20 protein-coding genes and 2 riboswitches are annotated in these 21,939 nt (G+C 72.8%); of the genes, 8 read left to right on the forward strand and 12 right to left on the reverse strand.

The window, feature by feature from the left end:
- Positions 1-2 precede the first annotated feature (2 nt).
- The 7 genes from ACFYE3_RS00850 to ACFYE3_RS00880 all read right to left on the reverse strand — a co-directional run bounded on the left by ACFYE3_RS00850 (position 3) and on the right by ACFYE3_RS00880 (position 8,579).
- Positions 3-1,622: an SLC13 family permease gene (locus ACFYE3_RS00850; protein WP_387605695.1), complete on the reverse strand. Its 1,620-nt coding sequence runs from the start codon at positions 1,620-1,622 to the stop codon at positions 3-5.
- Positions 1,623-1,701: 79 nt separating this feature from the next.
- On the reverse strand, positions 1,702-2,424 hold the full coding sequence (locus tag ACFYE3_RS00855; protein WP_387605692.1) for a 2Fe-2S iron-sulfur cluster-binding protein: 723 nt from the start codon (positions 2,422-2,424) through the stop codon (positions 1,702-1,704).
- Positions 2,425-2,519: 95 nt separating this feature from the next.
- The gene (locus ACFYE3_RS00860) at positions 2,520-3,278 is read right to left on the reverse strand and encodes a succinate dehydrogenase (protein ID WP_387605689.1); all 759 of its coding nucleotides are present in this window, start codon (positions 3,276-3,278) and stop codon (positions 2,520-2,522) included.
- Between the two features lie 207 nt (positions 3,279-3,485).
- A complete protein-coding gene (locus tag ACFYE3_RS00865; protein WP_387605684.1) occupies positions 3,486-5,612 on the reverse strand; it encodes an AMP-binding protein in 2,127 nt (708 codons plus the stop codon).
- Between the two features lie 176 nt (positions 5,613-5,788).
- Positions 5,789-6,616 carry an ABC transporter permease gene (locus ACFYE3_RS00870; protein ID WP_387605683.1) on the reverse strand — a complete coding sequence of 276 codons (828 nt, stop codon included), beginning with the start codon at positions 6,614-6,616 and terminating at the stop codon, positions 5,789-5,791.
- Positions 6,613-7,656, reverse strand: a complete 1,044-nt coding sequence (locus ACFYE3_RS00875) for an aliphatic sulfonate ABC transporter substrate-binding protein (RefSeq protein ID WP_387605680.1) — start codon at positions 7,654-7,656, stop codon at positions 6,613-6,615. The genes ACFYE3_RS00870 and ACFYE3_RS00875 overlap by 4 nt, the downstream gene beginning before the upstream one ends.
- Positions 7,657-7,745: 89 nt before the next feature.
- Positions 7,746-8,579, reverse strand: a complete 834-nt coding sequence (locus tag ACFYE3_RS00880) for an ABC transporter ATP-binding protein (RefSeq protein WP_387605678.1) — start codon at positions 8,577-8,579, stop codon at positions 7,746-7,748.
- A gap of 5 nt (positions 8,580-8,584) precedes the next feature.
- Positions 8,585-8,689, reverse strand: a riboswitch (SAM riboswitch).
- Positions 8,690-8,796: 107 nt separating this feature from the next.
- On the opposite strand from ACFYE3_RS00880, the gene ACFYE3_RS00885 reads away from it, so the two are divergent.
- From ACFYE3_RS00885 to ACFYE3_RS00895, 3 genes are all read left to right on the forward strand, one after another.
- Positions 8,797-9,477 carry a maleylpyruvate isomerase N-terminal domain-containing protein gene (locus ACFYE3_RS00885; protein ID WP_387605677.1) on the forward strand — a complete coding sequence of 227 codons (681 nt, stop codon included), beginning with the start codon at positions 8,797-8,799 and terminating at the stop codon, positions 9,475-9,477.
- A 74-nt stretch (positions 9,478-9,551) separates the two neighbouring features.
- Positions 9,552-10,016 carry a CoA-binding protein gene (locus ACFYE3_RS00890; RefSeq protein ID WP_387605675.1) on the forward strand — a complete coding sequence of 155 codons (465 nt, stop codon included), beginning with the start codon at positions 9,552-9,554 and terminating at the stop codon, positions 10,014-10,016.
- 107 nt (positions 10,017-10,123) lie between these two features.
- A riboswitch (SAM riboswitch) is annotated at positions 10,124-10,238 on the forward strand.
- 77 nt (positions 10,239-10,315) lie between these two features.
- Entirely contained in the window at positions 10,316-11,734 is a 1,419-nt protein-coding gene (locus tag ACFYE3_RS00895) for an LLM class flavin-dependent oxidoreductase (RefSeq protein ID WP_387605672.1), read from the forward strand.
- Between the two features lie 119 nt (positions 11,735-11,853).
- Here the strand turns inward: ACFYE3_RS00895 and ACFYE3_RS00900 are convergent, their stop codons facing one another.
- The gene (locus ACFYE3_RS00900; protein WP_387605670.1) at positions 11,854-12,984 is read right to left on the reverse strand and encodes a baeRF2 domain-containing protein; all 1,131 of its coding nucleotides are present in this window, start codon (positions 12,982-12,984) and stop codon (positions 11,854-11,856) included.
- Positions 12,985-13,144: 160 nt separating this feature from the next.
- Here ACFYE3_RS00900 and ACFYE3_RS00905 point away from each other — a divergent pair, with 160 nt between their 5' ends.
- Complete coding sequence (locus ACFYE3_RS00905; RefSeq protein WP_387605667.1) at positions 13,145-13,363, forward strand: hypothetical protein; 219 nt, start codon at positions 13,145-13,147, stop codon at positions 13,361-13,363.
- 40 nt (positions 13,364-13,403) lie between these two features.
- Here the strand turns inward: ACFYE3_RS00905 and ACFYE3_RS00910 are convergent, their stop codons facing one another.
- On the reverse strand, positions 13,404-14,150 hold the full coding sequence (locus ACFYE3_RS00910) for an SDR family NAD(P)-dependent oxidoreductase (protein ID WP_387605665.1): 747 nt from the start codon (positions 14,148-14,150) through the stop codon (positions 13,404-13,406).
- A gap of 225 nt (positions 14,151-14,375) precedes the next feature.
- Between ACFYE3_RS00910 and ACFYE3_RS00915 the strand changes: the two genes are divergently transcribed.
- The 4 genes from ACFYE3_RS00915 to ACFYE3_RS00930 all read left to right on the forward strand — a co-directional run bounded on the left by ACFYE3_RS00915 (position 14,376) and on the right by ACFYE3_RS00930 (position 17,491).
- The gene (locus tag ACFYE3_RS00915; RefSeq protein ID WP_387605663.1) at positions 14,376-15,194 is read left to right on the forward strand and encodes a DUF4397 domain-containing protein; all 819 of its coding nucleotides are present in this window, start codon (positions 14,376-14,378) and stop codon (positions 15,192-15,194) included.
- Positions 15,195-15,319: 125 nt separating this feature from the next.
- Positions 15,320-15,982: a class F sortase gene (locus ACFYE3_RS00920; RefSeq protein WP_387605660.1), complete on the forward strand. Its 663-nt coding sequence runs from the start codon at positions 15,320-15,322 to the stop codon at positions 15,980-15,982.
- 128 nt (positions 15,983-16,110) lie between these two features.
- Positions 16,111-16,674: an RNA polymerase sigma factor gene (locus tag ACFYE3_RS00925; RefSeq protein ID WP_387605658.1), complete on the forward strand. Its 564-nt coding sequence runs from the start codon at positions 16,111-16,113 to the stop codon at positions 16,672-16,674.
- A complete protein-coding gene (locus ACFYE3_RS00930) occupies positions 16,658-17,491 on the forward strand; it encodes an anti-sigma factor (RefSeq protein ID WP_387605656.1) in 834 nt (277 codons plus the stop codon). The genes ACFYE3_RS00925 and ACFYE3_RS00930 overlap by 17 nt, the downstream gene beginning before the upstream one ends.
- A gap of 16 nt (positions 17,492-17,507) precedes the next feature.
- Here ACFYE3_RS00930 and cls read toward each other — a convergent pair whose 3' ends face one another.
- The 3 genes from cls to purL form a co-directional block, all read right to left on the reverse strand.
- Positions 17,508-19,001, reverse strand: coding sequence for a cardiolipin synthase (gene cls / locus ACFYE3_RS00935; RefSeq protein ID WP_387605654.1), 1,494 nt, complete (start codon positions 18,999-19,001; stop codon positions 17,508-17,510).
- 31 nt (positions 19,002-19,032) lie between these two features.
- The gene (locus ACFYE3_RS00940; RefSeq protein ID WP_387605652.1) at positions 19,033-19,551 is read right to left on the reverse strand and encodes a GNAT family N-acetyltransferase; all 519 of its coding nucleotides are present in this window, start codon (positions 19,549-19,551) and stop codon (positions 19,033-19,035) included.
- A gap of 85 nt (positions 19,552-19,636) precedes the next feature.
- Entirely contained in the window at positions 19,637-21,934 is a 2,298-nt protein-coding gene (purL, locus tag ACFYE3_RS00945) for a phosphoribosylformylglycinamidine synthase subunit PurL (protein ID WP_387605650.1), read from the reverse strand.
- Between the last annotated feature and the right edge of the window lie 5 nt (positions 21,935-21,939).

Raw genomic sequence — 21,939 nt, forward strand, 5'->3', positions numbered from 1 at the left:
GGCTAGATGATCAGGCCCAGCGCGAACGGCCCGATGAGCACCGTGAAGATCGTGATCAGGATGACGCCCACGATGTTGAGCACGATGCCGCCGCGCACCATCTCGGCGATCTTGACCTGGCCGGTGGCGAAGACGATGGCGTTGGGCGGGGTGCCCACGGGGAGCATGAACGCGCACGTGGCCGCCAGGGCCGCCGGGATGAGCAGCGTCATGGGATCCACCCCGATGCCGACGGCGACGCCGCCCAGGATCGGGATGAACGTGGCCGCCGTGGCGGTGTTGGACGTGATCTCGGTCAGGAGCAGGACGATCGTGACCACGGCCGCGAGCAGCAGCACGATCGGCAGGGCGCCGAGCCCGCTGACCTGCGCACCGAACCACGCGTCCAGGCCCGTGCCGGCCACGGCGGCGGCCAGCGACAGACCGCCGCCGAAGAGCAGGAGCACGCCCCACGGGAGGCCCTCCTCGGCGTCCTGCCACTCCAGGGTCATGTTCCCCTGCTTGTCCCCGGGGATCAGGAACAGCAGCACGCCGGCGCCGATCGCGACCACCGTGTCGTCGAAGAGGTCCAGCCAGGGCAGCTGCTCGCCGAAGGTGCCGATGCCGGAGAGCAGCCCCGGGACGATCCAGCAGAACGCCGCGAGGAGGAACACGGCGAGGACGGTCTTCTCGCCCTTGCTCATGGGGCCCAGGGCGGCGATCTCCTCGTTGATCAGCTCCTTGCCGCCGGGCACCTCCTCGAGGTGGAAGCGGAAGATGACGCGGGTGATGAGGAGCCACGCGAGGCCGATGAAGACCACCACGATGGGCACGCCGAGCATCATCCACTGCGCGAAGCCCACGGTCCGGCCCAGCTCGTCGCTGATGTAGCCGGCCACGATGGCGTTGGGCGGGGAGCCCAGCAGGGTGCCCAGACCGCCGATGGTGGCGGCCCAGGCGATCGCCAGGACCAGGGCCACGCCGAACAGGCGCACGTCGCGGTCGTCGATGACGTCGCTGATGGCCTTGCCACCCCGGATGTCCTCGCCCATGGACTCGGCCTCGGCGCGGGTGCCGCCCTTGCGGCTGTTCTCGACCACCAGGGTCAGCACGGACAGCCCGATCGGCAGCATCATCAGCGTGGTCGCGGTGTTGGACACCCACATCGAGAGGAACGCCGTGGAGATCATCAGGCCGAGGATGATCTGCCGCGGGTGGGTGCCCACGCGGCGCAGGGTCAGCAGCGCGATCCGGCGGTGCAGGTTCCACTTCTGCATGGCGATCGCGATGAGGAACCCGCCCAGGAACAGGAAGACGATCGGGTTGGCGTAGGGGGCCGTGACCTCGGAGACCTCCAGGGCGGTGAGCACCGGGAACAGCACGATCGGCAGCAGCGAGGTCACCGACAGCGGCATGGACTCCGTCATCCACCACACCGCCATCAGCGTGGCCACGGCCGCCACGACCCGGGCGTCGGCGGAGACGTCCGCTCCGCCCAGGAGGAACCACACCACCAGGGCCAGCAGCACACCCAGGCCGCGGAGCATCCAGGTCCGGGCCGGTGCCCGCGCCGGTTCGCGGTCCTCCGGCTCGTAGTCGAACTCACCCTGCTCGGGGACGATGTTTCCGGAGCGCTCGCTCATGTGATGCACCTCACGGTCTCGGGGACGTGCCCGAAAGGTAGCAGTCACGTCCCCGGGCGGCAAGGCGCGCCACGCGGAGTCACCCGGGGTCCGGCGTGTCCCCGGTCCGGCGCGGGAAACGGTTGCGCAGGAACTCCTGCGCCACCGCGGAGAGGTTCTCGATCGGCAGCCCGGCCGGGCAGACCTCCACGCAGTCGCCGAGCAGGGAGCAGGGCCCGAACTGCTCCTCGGACGCGTCGATCACCTTGGCGGAGCGCTCCCGACGCTCGGCGTCGTCCTTGGCCAGCGGCGGCAGCTCCCGCAGCATCGTGCCCACGAACAGCTGGCCGGACCCGTTGGGGCAGGACGCGACGCACGCCCCGCAGCTGATGCAGCCGCCGTTGGCCAGGGCCTTCATCGCCACCGGGAACTTGCCCGCCTTGGCCACCAGTCGCAGCGCCTTCTTGTCCACGGAGAGGTCCTGCTTGACCGGGAAGGACGTCGCCCGCAGGGGCTCGATGCGCACGCGGTCCCCGTCCCGGTAGGCCCCCAGGTGCTGCATGCAGCTCGCGGCGTTGCGCTCGGGGCCGTGCGCCACGCCGTCGACCGTCACCCCGCACTTGCCGCAGACCCCCTCGCGGCAGCCGTCGTCGAAGACCACCGGGTCCTCGCCGGCGACCTCCAGCTGCGCGTTGATCCGGTCGAGCAGCTCGAGCACGGTCATGTCCGGGCTCGCGTCCGGGACGTCGTAGGCCGTGAAGCCCCCGGGCTCCTCCGGGGAGGGCTGGCGCCACACGTCCACGGTCAGGGAGAAGGTGCTCACTCGCTCGGGTCCTTGTCGTCTCGAAGAAGGGTCGTCCCCCAGGAGGCCGTCCCGCAGGAGGTCGTCCCGCAGAGGGGAGAGGGCGGTCACGGGGCTCAGCGCACCGCGCGGGTCAGCACGGCCACCGGGATCGTGGTGTTGCCGGCGGCCACCGCGGCGCCGAAGGCGTTCGCGGCGATCCGGAGCCGCCGCTGCACCTGCCGGTCGCCGCCCACGCCGACGTCGTTGGCGATCTCCGGGATGCCGTGCACCAGGTGGGCGGCCAGCGCCGCCATGGACACGGCGTAGGCGGCGGCGACCGGCGGGCGGGAGAGGCTGGCCACGAGGTTGGCGTGGGCGCTGCCGTGCTCGAAGCCCCGTGCGGCGGCGGGCCGGGCGCCCAGGGTCAGGTCGAGGACGTGGAAGGCCGTGAACAGCCCGAGCACGCCGCCCGTGCTGCGCATCGAGCGCTTCGCCACCGCCCACGGGGAGCGACGCCGACCCCGCGGGCGCCGGCCGGTGCGTGGCAGCAGCGTCCCGTTCGCCGCCCAGGACCGCGCGGTGAGCACCGCAGCGGCGCCCGCGTGGACCACGAGGCCGGCGGTGAGCACGCCGCGGGCCGCCCAGAGCACCGTGCCGCGCGGCAGCACGGGGGCGCCGGCCGTGCGGAGGAACTCGGCGTAGGCGTTGAACTTCTCCTCGCCCTGGTAGATCTTCAGGTTCCCCAGCATGTGCACCAGCACGTAGCCCGAGAACAGGGCGCCGGAGGCGGCCATCGCGAGCTTGAGGTCGGCGTTCGGCAGGGCGGGCAGCAGCCCGTCCGGCGTGGAGCGGGCAGTGCCTGCGGGGCGGGGGGAGTCGTTCACAGCATTCATCCTAGGGGCGGGGCGGGCTGGGACGTCACAAGTCTCAACGTCCTTGCGGAGGGGGTCGCAGGTCGTCGTGCGGCGGCGCCGAGGAGTCGCCTCCCGCCTCCGCGCGGACCCGGGGGGGGCGTTCCTCGTCGGGGTGAGCGGCTCGTGCCGACGAGCAGCGGCCCCTCGGGCAGGGCAGCGCCGGGAACGACTCCGCGGGGCGGGGTCCTACCGCCGCGCCGCCAGGACTCCGGCGATGCGCTCGAGCGACTCCTCGTTCTGCAGCGAGGACCGGTCGCCCAGCGGGGCGCCCTCCCACAGCTGCGCGAGCAGGCGCCGGGTGATCTTCCCGGAGCGGGTCTTCGGCAGGTCCGGGACCGCCACGACCGCCCGGGGCTTGGCGATCGGCCCGATCTCGTGCGCCACGTGCTCGCGCAGCGCCGCGGTCAGCTCGTCCGCCGGGACCCGCGCGGCCTCGGGGGTCAGCACCACGCAGGCGAGCACCGCGTGTCCGGTCAGCTCGTCGCGCACCGGCGCGGCACCGGCCTCGACCACCCACGGGTGGGTGACGAGCGCCGACTCGATCTCGATGGTGGACAGCCGGTGCCCGGAGACGTTGATGACGTCGTCGACCCGCCCGAGGATGTAGATGTCCCCCTCGTCGTCGTAGCGGGCGCCGTCCCCGGCGAGGAACCAGCCCTGCTCCGCATAGGCCTGCCAGTAGGAGGACAGGTAGCGCTGCGGGTCGCCCCACACGGTGCGGGCCATCGACGGGCCGGTCCGGTCCACCACCACGAAGCCCTGCACCCCGGACGGGACCGTTTCCCCGGCCTCGTCGACCACGCGGGTGGAGATCCCCGGGACCGCGCGGGTCGCGCAGCCGGGCTTGAGGGCGGTGCGCGGCGCTCCGTCGTCGAACGTCCCCGGGGGCGCGAACTGGGGGTCGTGCGGACGCGGGGACATCACGGTGGCGCCGGTCTCGGACTGCCACCACGTGTCCACGAACGGCACCTCGTCCCGGCCCAGCTGGGCGCGCAGCCAGCGCCAGGCCTCGGGGTTGATCGACTCGCCCACGGAGCCGAGCAGCCGGATCGAGTTGAGGTTGTAGAGCGGCGGGACGCCCCGCGGGAACGCGCCCATCAGGGAGCGGATCAGCGTGGGCGCCGTGTAGTAGGTGGTGACCCCGTAGCGCTCGACGACCTCGAAGTGCCGGCCCCAGTGCGGGGTGTTCGGGGTGCCCTCGTAGATCACCTCGGACACGCCGTTGACCAGCGGCCCGTAGATCTCGTAGGTGTGCGCGGTGACCCAGGCGAGGTCGGCGGTGCACCAGTGCACGGCGGCGTCGACCTTCGCGCGGTCGTTGACCGTGGCCAGCTCGTCCGGGTGGAGCCGGCCCTCGTCGTCGAGCACGTCCGGCAGGAGGTCGAAGAGCAGGGCGTGCGTGTACGCGGCCTGGACGAGGTAGCCGCCCATGGTGTGCACCAGGCCCTTGGGGCGCCCGGTGGTCCCCGACGTGTAGATGATGAACAGCGGCGTCTCGGCGTCGAACGCCTCGGGCACGTGCACGTCGGACTGCTCGGCGACCAGCTCGTGCCACCACACGTCCCGTCCGCGCGTCCACGGGACGGCGTCCTCCTCCTTGGAGTGCGTGCCCCGGGTGCCGCGCGGCAGGTCCGTGCGGCCCGGCCGGGAGGTGCGGCGCACGACGACGACGTGCTCGATCGCGTTGTCGCCGCCGCAGGCCTCGTCGGCGACGCCCTTGACGGGCACCACGGCCCCGCGCCGGTGCTGCCCGTCCGCGGTCACGAGGACCTTGGCGCCGGTGTCCTCCACGCGGAAGCGCAGGGCCTCGGCGGAGAACCCGCCGAAGACCAGCGAGTGCACCGCGCCGATGCGGGCGCAGGCCAGCGTGATGATGACGGTCTCCGGGATGACGGGCAGATAGATCACCACTCGGTCGCCCTGCTCCACGCCCAGGGCGAGCAGGGCGTTGGCGGCGCGGGAGACCTCCCGCTGCAGGTCGGCGTAGGTGTAGACCAGCCGGTCCCCGGGCTCGCCCTCGAAGTACAGGGCCACGTGCGCGCCGCGGCCGGCCTCGACGTGGCGGTCCACGCAGTTGTGGGCCACGTTCAGCTTCCCGCCCTCGAACCACGCGATCTCCGGGACCGACCAGGTGGGGCTGCCGTCCTCGTCCGTGCCGATCCGCTGCGGGGCCTCGAAGCGGTGGGCCGTCGTCCACGGCTCGGCCCAGTCCAGCCGGGACGCCTGGTCCTCCCAGAACGCGATCCGGGCCTCGTCGGAGACGAGCGCGGGATTCGGGGTGGGGGAGGAGGGATTGCTCCAGCTCTGGCTCACGGTGCTGCGGTCCTTTCCTGTCGGCACGGACCCGGCCTGCCCGGTTCCTGCCTGCTCGGTTCCAGTCTGCGCGAGATCTGTCCGTGCGGTTCGTGCTCGCACGGCCGCCGTCCGCCCGGTTCCTGCTCGCACGGCTCCTGCTCGCCCGGACGGGTCCACGGTGCCAGGCGCACGTGTCAGGCCCATTTCTTGACGGCCCACTTCTCGAACACGCCCAGCAGCGCGTCCGAGGCCTTGCCGAGCACCGCCAGCAGGACGATCGCCAGCAGCAGGCGGTCGGTGCGGCCGTTGTTCTGCGAGTCGGTGAGCAGCCAGCCCAGGCCCATGGACGCCCCCAGCAGCTCGGCGGCCACGAGGAACAGCCACGCCTGGGCCAGGGCCAGGCGCAGCCCGGAGATCACCGACGGCATGACGGCCGGCAGCTGCACCGTGGTGAGCAGGCGCAGCCCGTGGAGCCCGAAGGCCCGTGCCGCCTCGAGGAGGTTGCGGTCCACGTGCTGCAGGGCCGCGGAGACGGTGGTGTAGACGGGGAAGAACGCACCGATGGCCACCAGCGTGACCTTGGAGTCCTCGCCGAGACCGATCCACAGCAGCAGCAGCGGCACCCACGCCAGGGACGGCACCGCGCGGAACGCCCCGATCGTGGGGCCCACCAGCGTGGAGCCCCAGCGGGAGAGGCCGATGAAGGACCCGGCCACGAGTCCGAGCCCCGCGCCGATCAGGAAGCCGATCAGCACGCGCTGGGTCGAGATGCCCACGTGGGTCCAGAGGTCCCCGCCGGCCAGCAGGCCGATCCCGGCCTCGAGCACCGCGAGGGGGGCCGGCAGCTGCACGGCGCTGAAGACCCCGGCGGTGGACAGCACGTGCCACAGCACCAGCAGCGCCGCGGGCAGCAGCAGGCCCAGCACGGTGCGCAGCAGCGGCCGCCGCCGGGGGGCGGCCGCTGCTGCGGGGGCGTCCTCGACGCGCTCCGCCTCCGCGGCGGGGCTCAGCGGCTGCGTCACTGCTGGCCCCCGACCAGCTCGGCCGCGCGGGAGGCGTCGGCGTTCTCGGCATAGGAGCTCTCCACGATGCTCCCGAGCGCCTCGTCGATCTGCTCCTGACCGGCCACGTCGTCGGACTCGACGAAGATCGGCCCGACCTTCTCCAGGACCGCCAGCTGCTCGTCGCCGGGCACGTGGTCGATGTCCAGGTTGGTGCGCTCGAGCACCTTCCCGGCCACCGACAGCTCGATCCCGGCCGCCTCGGAGAGCAGCTGCGCGGTCTCCTCGGGGTTCTCCTGCGCCCACTCCCGGGCGTAGGCGTAGACGTCCACCACGGTCTGGGCGGCCTCGGGCTGCTCCTCGAGGAAGCTCTCGTGGGCGTTGAGGAAGCCGTAGGTGTTGAAGTCGACGTTGCGGTAGAACAGCTCCGCGCCGTTCTCCTCCGCGGCGGCCATGATCGGGTCGAGCCCGGACCAGGCGTCCACCTGGCCGTTCTCCAGGGCGGCCCGGCCGTCCGCGTGCTGCAGGTTCTGGATCGTGACGTCCCCGGCGTCCACCCCGGCCTCATCGAGGGCCTGGAGCAGGAAGAAGTACGGGTCGGTGCCCTTGGTCGCGGCCACGGTGCGGCCCTCGAGGTCAGCGACCTCCTGCACCTCGCTGCCGGCGCCGGTGACCAGGGCGGACCACTCCGGCTGCGAGTAGAGGTCGATCACCTGGATCGGGGTGCCGTTGCTGCGGGCCAGCAGCGCCGCGGAGCCGGCGGTGGAGCCGATGTCCACCGCCTCCGCGCGCAGCGCCTCGTTGGCCTTGTTCGACCCGGCCGACTGCACCCACTCCACCTCGATGCCCTCCTCGGCGAACGCGGTCTCGAGCCAGCCCTTCTCCTTGATCACCACGGAGAGCGGGTTGTAGGTGGCCCAGTCCACGCGGACGGTGCCGTCCCCGGCGGCCTCCGCGGGGGCCTCGCCGGAGCCCTCACCGGCCATGCACCCGGTCAGGCCGAGGGCCAGGACGGCGGCGAGCGCGGGGATCGTGCGGACGGAACGCTGGGGCAGGGCCATGGCGGAGCCTTTCGGGGTGGGCGGACGGTGCGGGGCGTCGCGGGCGGGCGCCGCGACGGGTCCGGGAAGAGGAGTGGGAGCGGGCCGCGTCAGCGGGTCGCGGGGTGGTGGGTGTCGACGCCGAGGTGGCCGAGGAGCTGCACGCGCAGCTCGGCGAGGACCTCGGAGGCCCGGTCCCGGGGTCGCTCGCCGGGGACGGCGAGGATCGTGCTGATCGAGGCGGGAGCGGTGGGTCCGGTCCGGCCCAGGACCACGATCCGGTCCGCGAGCTGCAGCGCCTCGTCGACGTCGTGGGTGACGAGCAGGACGGTGGTGGGCTGGGCCGCGTGGATCGTGAGCAGGAGGTCCTGCATCTTCAGGCGGGTCAGGGCGTCGAGCGCGCCGAAGGGCTCGTCCAGCAGCAGGACCCCGGGAGTGCGGGCGAGGGCCCGGGCCAGGGACGCCCGCTGGGCCATGCCGCCGGAGATCGCGCGGGGACGGTGGCCGGCGTGCGCGGTGAGCCCGACCAGGCGCAGCAGGTCGTCGATCACGGCGTCCCCCTCGTCCCGGGGGAGCCCGCGGGGCAGGCCCAGGCGGACGTTCTCGCGCACGGAGCGCCACGGCAGCAGGCGGGGCTCCTGGAAGGCGACCGCGCAGCGCGGGTCGATCCCGGACACGGGGGTGCCGTCGATGAGCACCCGGCCCGCCGAGGCGGTGTCGAGCCCCGCCGCCGCCCGCAGGAGCGTGGACTTGCCGCACCCCGAGGGCCCCAGGACCGCCAGCACCTCGCCGGGCCGGGCCGTGACGTCGATGTCCTGCAGGACGTGGTGCGTCTCGCGGCCGGACGGGAAGGCCTTGCCGACGTGCTCGAACGCCACGGAGAACGCGCGCTTCGGGGTGCCCGGCGCGGCGGACGGCGCAGAGCTCAGCAGAGAAGTGCTCATGATCAACTCCATCGGTCCTGGCATTAGCACCTCGCACGGAGGATCAGACGGATCCGTGCCGGTTGCTGCGACGTCGACGAGCCAGGTCTCTCAGCCGCTCCGGATGGTGACGTCACCAATTGAACGTCCTCGGCGTGTTCCCTGGCAAATCCGTCGCATCCGTGATCGTCGCGACACATCGCTGGCACGCGCGACCTCCGTGCCCCACCATGGACCCATGACGAGCCGCAGAACCCCGGGCCGGGCGGACCTGGTGCGCGACGCCTGCACGGCGATCGGCGCGGTCCTCGACGGCCTCGGCGACGACGACTCCTGGGCCGCCACGGGGTGCACGGGGTGGTCGGTCCGGGACCTCACCCACCGCTGCACGATGGACGCGCAGCGGGGGCTGGTCGCCCTGCACACCCCCACGACCGCCCGCCCGGACCGGGACGCCGCCACCTGGTGGGCGGACCGGGGCGGCGACCACGCGGGAGTCGCCGAGGGGCGGCGCCAGGCTCGCGTGGCCGCGTCCATGGTCCTGGACTGGGAGCCGGTGCGCGCGCTCTACCGGGAGACCGCCCGGGCGCTCGTGCACGCGGCGGGGCACTGCGGCAGCGGCGGCGCCGTCCGCACCCAGGGGCACGTGCTGCGCGTCGAGGACCTGCTGAGCGCGCTCACGGTGGAGGCCACGGTGCACCACCTGGACCTGATCCAGCACCTCGACGGCTCCCCGGGCCCCGCCGTGGACGGGCTCGCCGAGGTCCGCCGGGTCCTCACCGACCTGTGGGAGCGGGAACCGCTGGAGCACTGGAGCGACGAGCACTTCGCCCGCGTGGGCACCGGCCGGGCGGAGCTGACCGCCCAGGAGCGCGCGGAGCTGGGCGCGCACGCGGACCTCCTGCCGCTCTTCTCCTGACCCCCTCCCGCACGGGTCCGGTCGCCGGCACGTGCGACCTCGCGCAGGGGAGGGCTCCGTGCCAGGCTGGTGCCATGAGCCGCAACGCCCCCGCCGTCATCGACCGCCTCATGACCCGGCCCGGCCGGTGGGCGGTGGTGGGACTGACCGGCAACACGGCCCGTCCTGCGCACTCGGTCGCCCGGCAGATCCGGGACGACCTCGGCATGACGATCATCCCGGTGAACCCGAAGGGCGAGCCGGTGCACGGCGAGCCCGGCCACCGCACGCTCGCCGAGGTCCCGGGGCCGATCGACGTGGTGGACTGCTTCGTCAACTCCCGCCGCGTCGGCGCGGTCGTGGACCAGGCCATCGCCGCGGGCGCCGCGGCGGTGTGGCTGCAGCTGGGCGTCGTCGACGAGGCCGCGGCCGCCCGGGCGGAGCGGGCCGGCCTCGACGTCGTCATGGACACCTGCCCCCTGATCGAGCTCCGCTCCCTGCTCCGGCGCGGCTGGACCCTGGACCCGGGCCGGACCCCGCGGCTCGCCCCGCCCGCCTGAGCTGCTCGCCCCGTCCACCCGCTCGAACGGCACCGTTTCGGTGCGGCGGGGGCCGCGCGGGGGTTGCGCCGGGTCCGGGACGACCCGCTAAGCTGTCCTGCGACGACGATGACGAGTCCCGACGCGAAGCTCTGGCTGGTCGGGCGGCAACCCTCTCCCGTAGCGGGGTGCCCCAGATGAACATCGGGCCGCGGTGCACGTGCTCCGCGGCAAGTACGGCGCCCACCAGTGCGTCGGACCCGCGAGCAGGTCTCCACGACGCACGGGCGCGGGTCGGCATCGACCCGGGAGGAACACCCATGAGCAAGCGCATCGCCCTGAACGCCTTCGACATGACCTGTGTGGGACACCAGGCCCCCGGCTTGTGGAAGCACCCCCGTTCCCGGGCGGACGAGTACAACACCATCGAGTACTGGACGGACGTCGCCCAGCTCCTGGAGAAGGGGCTCTTCGACGCGCTGTTCCTCGCGGACGTCGTCGGGTACTACGACGTCTACCAGAACTCCGCGGCCCCGGTGATCCGGGACGCCACCCAGATCCCGGTCAACGACCCCTTCATGCAGATCTCCGCGATGGCGGCCGTGACGAAGCACCTCGGCTTCGGCGTGACCAGCGCGATCACCTACGAGCAGCCGTACCCGCTCGCCCGGAAGTTCGCGACCCTCGACCACCTCACGAAGGGCCGGATGGGCTTCAACGTGGTGACGTCCTACCTGAAGTCGGCCGCCGAGAACCACGGGCTGACGGAGCAGATCTCCCACGACGAGCGCTACGAGATCGCCGAGGAGTTCATGGAGGTCTGCTACAAGCTCTGGGAGGGCTCCTGGGAGGACGGCGCGGTCAAGCGCGACCGGGTCAACGGGGTCTTCGCCGACCCGGCGCTCGTCCACCCCATCCAGCACCACGGCAAGTACTTCGACGTGCCGGGCATCGGGCTGACCGAGCCGTCCCCGCAGCGCACGCCGCTGATCTTCCAGGCCGGGGCCTCGTCCCGCGGGCGCGCGTTCGCCGGCCGCCACGCGGAGGCGGTCTTCGTGGGCGGCATCCGCCCGGACCTGACCCGCGTGGTCACCGACAAGCTGCGCGACGAGGCGCAGGCGCAGGGCCGGGACCGGGACGACCTCAAGATCTTCGCGATGCTGCACGTGATCGTCGACGAGACCGATGCGAAGGCCGAGCAGAAGCGCCGCGACTACGAGCGGTACGCGGACACCGACGGCGCGCTGGGCCTCGTGGGCGGCTGGTCCGGCGTGGACCTGGGCCGGTACGACGAGAACGACGTCCTGGAGTACATCAGGACCGACTCGATCCAGTCCTTCCTGACCCCCTTCACCACGGCCGACCCCCACAAGAAGTGGACGGTCAAGGAGGTCGCGAAGCACATCTCGATGGGTGGCATGGGCGTGCCGATCGTCGGCTCCCCGCAGACCGTGGCGGACGAGCTCGAGCGGTGGATCGACGACGGCGGGCTGGACGGCATCAACCTCGCCTACCACGTGTCCCCGGGCTCGTTCGAGGACTTCGTGGAGTGGGTCGTGCCGGAGCTGCAGAAGCGCGGCCGCTACCGGATCGGCTATGAGGGCACCACGCTCCGGGAGAACCTCTACGGCGCGGGCCAGACCAAGGTGCTCGGCACCCACCCCGCCGCCGCGTACCGGGGTGCCTACGCGGGCCGGCCGTCCGCCGCGGACACCCCCGCCCGCGCACTGGTCCTCTGACGCCCGCCCGGTGACCCCGGGACGCCGTCGGCGCCGGGGTCGCGAGGCGCCCGCGCCGGGGCCACCGGGCGGGAAGCGCACGAGGGGCCCCGCACCGGGGGCCCCTCGTGCGCTCCGGGTCAGGACGCCGGTGCGGCGCTCCATCGCAGCAGGGCCGCCACGTCCGTGCCGTGGGGCAGCGCCCCCGGCGGCACGAAAACGGGGCGGCCGTCGGTCAGCACCGCGGCGCGCACCAGGGCCGCGTCGGCGGAGACCCGGCCGAGCACGCCGGCGCCCACGGCCTCCGACTCCTGGACGGCGATCCACGGCTCGGCGTCCAGGGCGATGAGCTCCTGCTCCGTGTCCAGGTGGGTGTCGTCGATCAGCAGCGTCTCCGCCTGGGCCTGCTGCAGGGCCGAGACGACGGGCTCCATCCCCGAGACGGCGGTGGGGTCGGGTCGCCCCTGCTGCTCGGCCAGCCGTTCGAGCAGACCCTGCTGACGGTGGGCCACGACCTCCGCCACGCGCTCCTCGACCTGGTGGTCGAAGTCGGCGGACTTGCTGCCCTCCGCGCGGGTGTTGGCGTCGACGACGCTCAGCATCGCCCGCGTCGCCTTGGACAGCTGCTCCTCGACCAGGCCCCGGGCCCGCAGGTCCCCGGCCAGGACCACGAGCTGCGCCCCGCTCTCGGCGACGACCTTGTCGATCTGCTCGGCCACCTGCTCGGTGTTGCGCCGCCACACGTCCTCGGTGTGCCGCTGCCAGCGTCCCTGCGACCAGCCGCCCCCAGGGAACTTTTTCAGGTGCTCGGTCTCGCCCGCGATCTGCTGCTCGTCCCCGGCCCGGACGCGGCTGGCGTGCTGCAGGCAGATCTCGCCGCCGTCCCGGCCCACCTCGGCGACCACGTAGGGGAAGTCGTCCGGGCGGTGCCGGAACAGGGGAGTGAGGTCGGGGACGTCCTCCACCTGGATGACGCCGCGCCCGGCCCGGAGGCCGGGGAGGACCTCGTCGATCTCCACGGTGCCGTCGCGCACCAGCAGGTACCGGCACACCGGGTCCGGCACGCCCTCGGCCGGACGCACGGCGGCCTCCACCGCGGCGAGGTCGGCCTTGCTCGCCCCCTGGCGCTCCAGCTCTCGGCAGATGTTCTCCGGAAGCACGTCGATGGCATGCAGCGAGTCGACGGTGCCGGTGCTGATGTCCGTGTAGACGGTGCACCAGGGGCCCTTGCTCTTGAACAGTTCGGCGTAGCGGTGGAATCGGCTCGTCATGATCGACAACTCCTGCTGTTGAGCGGTGCTTCCTGTGGTGCAGACCACGTTATCCGACCACCACGGGGCTGGGAACAGACGGCCGGACGAGTAGGGTCGGAGGCACACGACCGGTCCCACGGCCGGTGGTCCCGCAGGTCCCACGACGCAGGAGGCAGCCATGAGCGACGTACCCGAGTACGACGAGGCCGACCGGCTCGAGCAGTCGATCGACGCCGATCGGCCGGAGCTGGACGAGCAGGACGACGAGGCTCCGGTGCACGCGCCCGACCGCTCGGAGGCGTCCTCCCTCGAGGCGAACCCCGACGACCTCGTGGAGCAGGACCAGGAGGTCGTCCTCGACGAGCCGCAGGAGATCTCCACGCTCGAGGAGGAGTGAGCCGCGCACCGCGCGGGGGCACGGACCCCCACGCGGTGCGTCACACCGCGGACCAGCCGCCGTCCGAGGGCATGATCACGCCGTTGACGTTGGAGGCGTCGTCGCTCGCGAGGAAGACGATGACGGCGGCGACCTGCTCGGCCGTGGCCGTGTAGGGGGCGTTCTGCATGAACCCCGCCATCCGCCCGGGAAAGAGGTCGGAGACCATGGGCGCCTCGATGCCCGTGGCCGTGGCGCCGGGGGCGACCGCGTTGGTGCGGATGCCGTCCGCCGCGTGCATGAGAGCGGTGCTCTTCGTCAGCCCGGCCACCGCGTGCTTGGAGGCGGTGTAGGCCGCGCCCGCGACGGAGCCGCGCAGGGACGCCTCGGAGGCCACGTTGACGATCGCTCCCCGTCCGGAGGCCCGCAGCAGCGGGATCGCCGCGCGGGTCAGCCGCATGACGGAGCCGACGTTCACGGCGAAGACCCGGTCCCACGTCGCGTCGTCGACCTCGGCGACGGACTCGAAGCGGTCCATGACCCCGGCGTTGTTGACCAGCACGTCGAGCCGCCCCTCGGTCGCCGCCAGCACGCGTCCCACCGCCTCCTCGTCCGTGAGGTCCGCGAGCACGGGGAACAGCGGCAGGCGCGGCGCGCCCGCCACCAGGGCCTCCAGCCGGCGGGCCGACAGGTCGACCACCACCACCGTGGCTCCCTCGCCGGCCAGCCGCAGCGCGGTGGCGCGCCCGATGCCCGAGCCCGCCCCGGTGACGACGGCGGTCCTGCCGGTGAAGCGGTGGGTGTCCACGGTTCCTCCTGGAGATGCGAGGGGTGCCCGGGCGGGAGCCCCGACGGCGGCTCCCGCGGGCCGCGCGGGCCACGGCGGCGCCCTCTTCATTGTGGTGCGGAACGGCTCCGGAAGAACTTCTCGAAAAAATGTGACCTGCTGCATCCGCGGAGGGGTCCGCGGCAGTAGTACGGGTGCAAGGTCGATTCCGCTTCCGCCAGGGAGCCCGTTCAAGGAGCAGTTACCATGCGCAAGACCCTTTCCGCCGCAGCAGTCCTCGGCCTCGGTGCCGGTGCCCTCAGCATGAGCCCGGCGTTCGCCGCCGAGCACGCCGAGCTCTCCGTGCTCCACGGCGTCCCCGACACCGTCGTGGACGTCTACGTCAACGGTGAGCTCACCCTCGACGACTTCGCGCCGGGGACCCTGGCCGGCCCGCTGGAGCTGCCCGCCGGCAGCTACGACCTGGCCATCACGGCCCCCGACGCCGCCGACGCCTCGGAGCCGATCATCGGGCCCGTCACCGCGGAGCTGCAGACCGGGATGAGCTACACGGCCGCGGCCCACCTCGACGCCGCGGGCAGCCCGACGGCCGCCCTGTTCACCAACGACATGTCCGAGATCGAGGCCGGGAAGTCGCACCTGACCGTCCGGCACGTGGCCGCGGCCCCGGCCGTGGACGTCCTCGCGGGCGACCAGGCGATCATCACCGGGCTCGAGAACCCGAACGAGGAGACCCTCCCGGTCGACGCCGGCACGGTCTCGGCGTCCGTGGCCGCCGCGGGCACCACCGACCCGGTCATCGGCCCCGCCGATCTCGAGCTCGCCGAGGGCACCCACAACATCGTGTACGCGTGGGGCTCCCTCGAGGCCGGGAACCTGGACCTCGCCGTCCAGACCCTGGAGGGCATGGAGCAGGCGCCCGAGGCCGTTCCGGGCGGCCAGTCCGGCCTCGCGGCCCAGGAGCAGCGCACGATGCTGACCGCCGGCCTCGCGGCCGCCGGTGCGCTCGGGCTGATCGGCGCGGCGTACGGTGCCCGCCGGGTGCTCGCGGGGAACCGCCGGTAGTGAGCGGTCCTGACAGGCACGGTCCGGGTGCGCGGCGGGCTGCGGCCCACCGCGCGCCCGGACCGACAACTCCCGGCACCCGTCGTCGTCGTCTGGCGGCGGCGGGTGCCGGGGCGGTCGCCTCGGTGTCTCTGCTCGCGGCGGCGGCCGTCACCGCTCTTCCGGAGAGCGGGGGCACGCCGCCCGCGAACTCCCTGGCGGCGGGACCGTACCAGGGCGAGGACGCGGTGCCGGCACTCGCCGGCCTCGACCGTCCGGTCTCCGCGGGAGTCCCGGCGCAGTCCGCCGCGGCACCCGCGGAGATCCCGGTCGCTCCCGCCACCCAGGCGCCCGCCGAGAAGATCCCCGCCCCGGTGCGGGTGGTCGTGGACGGCTCCCCGATCGACATGCCGGTGGTCCCGGTGGGGGTCGAGGACAACGGGGCCATGACCATCCCGGACAACCACGTGGAGCTGGGCTGGTACCGGTACGGTCCGTCCCCCGGGGCGGGCGAGGGCGCCGCGGTCGTCGCCGGCCACGTCGACACCCTCACCGAGGTCACGCCGATGGCGCGGCTGAAGGACGTGCCGGTCGGGGCGGAGGTCCGGGTGGAGCGGGCGGACGGCAGCGTCCAGCGCTACCGCACCGAGTCCGTCCAGCACGTGCACAAGAAGTCCCTCGCGGAGGCGGACCTGTTCCGCCGGACCGGCGAGCCGGTGCTCCACCTCGTGACGTGCGGCGGGGAGTGGCTCGAGGAGATCGGCGACTACGAGGACAACGTGGTGCTGAGGGCCGTCCCGGTGCCCTGAGCGGCAGAGGGGACGAGGAGCGCATGACCGCATGGCCGGTGTCCACTAGGCTGGGCACGACTCGCACGCCCGGGCACCGCCCGGCCGGCCGCCACCACGACCTCTGGCCCACGAGGAGCCCTTCCACGATGCCGACGCCGCCCCCGGAATGGGGACCCGAGCTCGACACCGCGTTCGCCGCGGGGGACGAGCAGGCGCTGAGTGCCGCGTACCGGCACTGCGCCGGGGTCATCCGGGGTCTCGCCGTCCGGGCCCTGCGCGACGACGCGGCGGCGGACGACGTGGTGCAGGAGGTCTTCATCCGGGCGTGGAAGTACCGGTCCGGCTACCGGCCCGAGCACTCCTCGGCCCCCGCCTGGCTGATCGGCATCGCCCGCAACTGCATCGCCGACGCCACGAGGACCGCCGGCCGAGAGGCGGAGCGACGGCAGGCGGACGCCGTGCGCACGGACCGGGAGCCGCGGCACGAGGAGTCGGACCTGCTGGTGGACCGGCTCGTGGTGCGGGCGGAGGTCGAGCGGCTCGGGCCGCCCCGGTCGACGATCATGGCGCTGGCCTTCTACGAGGAGCTCACGCACCAGCAGATCGCACAGCACCTGGACCTGCCGCTCGGCACGGTCAAGAGCCACCTGAGGCGCGGCCTCACGAACCTACGGACACGATTGGGAGACGGTCATGGCACACCTGAGTGAGGAGACGCTGACGCTCCTGGCTCTGGGTGAGGCCGGAGACCCCCGGAGCCGGGAGCACGTCGCCGCCTGCCCGGACTGCGCGGCCGAGCTCGCGTCCCTGCAGCGCGTGGTGCGCGCCGGCCGGGCCGAGGCGCCCGCCCTGACAGCTCCCGGCCCCGGGGTCTGGGCGGCGATCCACGCCGAGCTGGGCCTCTCCGACGGGGTCGCGGCGGACCCGCTCGCCGGCGCCCGCGGCCACGTTCCGGACGGCGCCACCGAGGATCCCACCGACGACGCCGCCGGCCGTGCCACGGGTCCTGCGGACAGCGCTGCGGCCGACGACGGCGCAGGGCGCGGCGGGGCGACCGTCGTCGACCTCGATGCCCGCCGGCGGAAGCCCCGGCGCGGGGTGCCGTATCCGCTGGCCGCCGCTGCGGCCGCCGCGGCGCTGATCGTGGGCGGCGTCTCGGTCTGGGGCGCGCAGCGGCTGGGCCTGGAGCCGGAGCCCACGGTGCTGGCCACCGCCGAGCTGGAGCCCCTGGCCGGCTACACCGCCCGCGGCTCGGCCGAGGTGGACGAGCGCCCGGACGGGTCCCGCCAGCTGGTGGTGCGGACCGATCCCGCCGACGTGGACGGGTTCAAGGAGGTCTGGCTGCTCGCCCCCGACGCGCAGCGGATGGTCAGCATCGGAGTGATGGCCGGGGACGAGGGCGTGTTCGTGCTGCCCGAGAACCTGGACGTCGGGCAGTTCCCGGTCGTGGACGTCTCGAACGAGCCGATCGACGGCGACCCGACGCACTCGGGGGACTCGATCGTGCGCGGCGTCCTGGAGATCTGAGGGCAGGCCGATCGGCTCAGAGCAGGGCCGAGGTCAGCCGTGCCACGTTGTCGGCGTACTTGTGCCACAGCGGCCGCCGGTTCCACGCGTCGAAGTCCAGCAGCGTGCTGGCCTCGTGGAACTCGGCGACCACCGCGTCCATCCGCCGCCTGAAGTCCCGGTCCGCGATGAGCACCGAGACCTCGAGGTCCAGGGCGAACGAGCGCTCGTCCATGTTGGAGGAGCCGATCACGGAGACGTAGTCGTCCACGAGCACGAACTTGGCGTGCAGCACGGTGGGGGCGCGGTACCGGTAGATCTTCACACCGGCCTCGACGAGCTCCTGGTAGTAGGAGTTCTGTGCGTGGTAGGCCAGGAAGTGGTCCGAGGTCTCGCCCACGAACAGCTGCACGTCCACCCCGGACTGCGCCTCGGTGGTCAGGGCGTGCATCAGCGACTCGTCCGGGACGAAGTACGGGCTGGCGATGACGATCTGCTCGTTGGCGTTGTAGATCAGGTGGTTGAACAGGCGCAGGTTGTTCTCCGTCTCGAACCCGGGGCCGGAGGGCACGACCTGGGCGAAGACCGGTCCCTGGGTGTCCGGGAGGTCGCGGGCGGCCTCGTCGAGCAGGAGGTCGCCGGTCTCGGAGTACCAGTCACTGGTGAACAGGGCGTTGAGCTCGGCGACCACGGGCCCGGTGCACTCGAGCATCAGGTCCTTCCACTCGAGTCCCTTCCGGCGGTTCCTGCGCTTGTTGTAGGAGCGGTGGATGATGTTCTGCGAACCGGTCCAGGCGAGGGTCCCGTCGACCACCAGGATCTTTCGGTGGTTGCGCAGGTCGGGCCGCTGCCACTCGCCCTTCCACGGGCGGACGGGCAGCATGCGCTGCCACGGCAGCCCGGCCTGGTCGAAGCGCTTGATCATCTGCCGGTACCCCGGGTAGCCCACGGAGCCGAGGTGGTCGATGAGCACGCGCACCCGCACCCCCCGCCGGTGGGCGCGCACCAGGGACTCCAGCAGGGGGCGCGAGGCGTCGTCGATGGCCACGATGTAGAACTCGAAGTGCACGTAGTCCTGCGCCCGGTCCACCGCGTCCGCCATGATCCGCATGGCCTCGTGGTTGTCGGTGAGGATCTCGAAGGAGTTGCCGCCGACCATGGGCAGGGCGCCGAGCTTGTAGTTCAGGGCCGCGGTGGAGCTGACCCACTCGGGCAGCTGCTCGTCCGTGTTGCCCATGATGGGGAAGTCCGGGGTGTTCTCGCGGATGACGTCGTTCATCTTCGCCTGCATGGCCATCCGCTTCTTCGGGAGCTTGGCGGAGCCGATCGCCAGGAACAGCAGGATCCCCAGGTACGGCAGCAGGAAGATCGCGAGCAACCAGGCCAGGGCCACGGAGGGCCGCCGGTTGTGGGGGATCCAGCCCAGGGCCACGAAGTTGATGAGGAGACCGAGCACCAGCACCACGAGCGTCGCGGCCTCCGGGAGGAGATGTGCGGGGACGCCGCTGAAGGGGAACAGGGCCGGGATCACCTCGCCAGTCTAGGTTCCGAGGCCGCGCGCTCTACGCGGGGCGCGGCAGCACGTAGTCGGTCTCCGGGCCGGGGGTCTCGCGGCGGACGAAGCCGGCGGCGAGGAGGACCTGCTCGGCCGGGGCGTTGCCCCCGGGCACGCTGGCGCGCACCCCCGTGACCGTGGGGTCCGCGAACGCGACGCCGAGCAGCGCGGTCATGCCCTCCTGCGCGTAGCCCAGGTTCCGGCGGTCCGCGGCGAGGGACCCCACGACCTCGAGCTCGTCGTCGATCGGGGGGCCCACGAAGCCGGCCGTCCCGACGATCTCCCCGGTCGACTTCTCCACGATGGCCATCCGCGCGTACACGGACTCCGTGAAGAAGTAGCCCCCGGCCATGAGGGACTCACGGGCGAAGTCCATGTCCTCGGCGGTCGGGAAGCCGTGCGCGAAGTGGGCCGCGTGCTCGCCGGCCGCCACGTCGTCGAGCTCCTCGGCGGTGAAGGGGCGCAGCAGGAGTCGTTCCGTCTCCAGGACGGGTGCGGGGCGCTGGGCCTCGAGGTCCTCGGTCATGCTGGTGCTGCTTTCTGCGGGCGCGGGTGCCGACGGTGGATGGAGGGGTCCGGGGACGGGGCGGCGGGGACCCGCCCCCGGCGGATCAGCCGAAGTACTTCGGCAGCGTGCCCTCGTGCGCCGTGCGGAGCTCGTCCAGGCCGATGCCGAACTCGCTCTGCACGTCCAGCGCGCGGTTCTCGGTGTCCACCACGCCGATCCGCGTGTGCGGATAGGCGCGCATGGTGCACATGTCCTTGAACCGTACTTCCTCGCTGCGCGGCACGGCCACCACGGCCCGGCCCTGGGTCTCGGAGAAGAGCATGGTGAACAGGTCCACGCCGTCCCGCTCGCACACCTCGCCCAGCCCGATGCGGGCACCGGTGTCGAAGCGCAGCGCCATCTCGGCGAGGGTCGCCGCGAGCCCGCCCTCGGCGACGTCGTGCGCGGCGTCGATCATGCCGTCGCGGGACATGTTGATCAGCAGGTCGCCGAGCAGCTTCTCCTGGGCGAGGTCCACGGCCGGCGGGAGCCCGCCGAGGTGCCCGCGCAGGTTCGCCCACTCGGAGCCGTCCAGCTCGTCCCGGGTGGTCCCGAGCAGGTAGATCGCCTGGCCGTCCTCGCGCCAGCCCGACGGCGTGCGCCGCCGGACGTCGTCGAGCACGCCCAGCATCGCCACCACGGGCGTCGGGTGGATGGCCACGCCGCCGGTCTGGTTGTAGAGGGACACGTTGCCGCCCGTCACGGGCACCCCCAGCTGCTGGCAGCCGTCGGCCAGCCCGCGCACGGCCTCGGCGAACTGCCACATGGTCTCCGGGTCCTCGGGGGAGCCGAAGTTCAGGCAGTCGGAGACGGCGGCGGGGCGGGCGCCGGAGGTCGCGACGTTGCGGTAGGCCTCGGCCAGGGCCAGCTGCGCCCCGGCGTACGGGTCCAGGTAGGCGTAGCGGCCGTTGCAGTCGGTGGACAGGGCCACGCCGAGGCCCGTCTCCTCGTCCACGCGCACCACCCCGGCGTCGTCGGGCATGGCCATGGCGGTGTTGCCCTGCACGTAGCGGTCGTACTGGTCGGTAACCCAGTCCTTGGCGCACAGGTTCGGGGAGGCCATGAGCTCGAGGACGGCGGTCTTCAGCTCCGCGCCGGAGGGCCGCCCGGCATCGGCCGGGGAGCCGGCGAAGCGGTCCGCCTGGAGCCGGTCCTGGTCCGCAGGACGGGTGTAGGGCCGGTCGTAGACAGGACCCTCGTGGGCGACCGTGCGGGGGTCGACGTCGACGATGACCTCGTCGTCCCACTCGATCACGAGCCGGCCGGTGCCGGTGACCTCGCCGATCCAGGAGTGCTCGACGTCCCACTTGTCCATCACGGACTCGAAGGCGGCGACCTTCTCGGGGGTCACGACCGCCATCATGCGCTCCTGGGACTCCGACATGAGGATCTCGCCCGGGGTCAGGGTCGGGTCGCGCAGGAGCACCTGGGTCAGGTCCACGTGCATGCCGCCCTCGCCGTTGGAGGCCAGCTCCGAGGTGGCGCACGAGATGCCCGCGGCACCCAGGTCCTGGATGCCCTCCACGAGGGAGCCCTTGAACAGCTCGAGGCAGCACTCGATGAGCACCTTCTCGGCGAACGGGTCGCCCACCTGCACGGCCGGCCGCTTGGACGGCTTGGCGTCGTCGAAGGACTCCGAGGCGAGCACGGAGGCGCCCCCGATGCCGTCGCCGCCGGTGCGGGCGCCGAACAGCACCACCTTGTTGCCCACGCCGGAGGCGTTGGCCAGGCGGATGTCCTCGTGGCGCATCACGCCCACGGCCAGTGCGTTCACGAGCGGGTTGCCCTGGTAGCAGGAGTCGAAGACGACCTCCCCGCCCACGTTGGGCAGGCCCAGCGAGTTGCCGTAGCCGCCGACGCCCGACACCACGCCGTGGACCACGCGCGCGGTGTCCGGGTGGTCGATCGCCCCGAAGCGCAGCGGGTCCATGACGGCCACGGGCCGGGCGCCCATCGAGATGATGTCGCGCACGATCCCGCCCACGCCCGTGGCGGCGCCCTGGTAGGGCTCCACGTAGGACGGGTGGTTGTGGGACTCGATCTTGAAGGTCACGGCCCAGCCGTCCCCGAGGTCGGTGACGCCGGCGTTCTCGCCGATGCCCACCAGCAGGTCCTTCTTCATCTCCTCGGTGACCTTCTCGCCGAACTGGCGCAGGTGGACCTTGGAGGACTTGTAGGAGCAGTGCTCGGACCACATGACCGAGTACATCGCGAGCTCCGCGGCGGTGGGCCGGCGGCCGAGGATCTTCTTGATCTCCTCGAACTCGTTGTCCTTGAGGCCCAGCTCGGCCCAGGGCAGCTCGGTGTCGGGGGTGGCCGTCGCGTGCTCGACGGTGTCCAGGTTGAAGTGCTTGTCGCTCATGGAGT

It is taken from the genome of Kocuria arenosa (assembly GCF_042879215.1).
GTDB classification, from domain to species: Bacteria; Actinomycetota; Actinomycetes; order Actinomycetales; family Micrococcaceae; genus Kocuria; species Kocuria arenosa.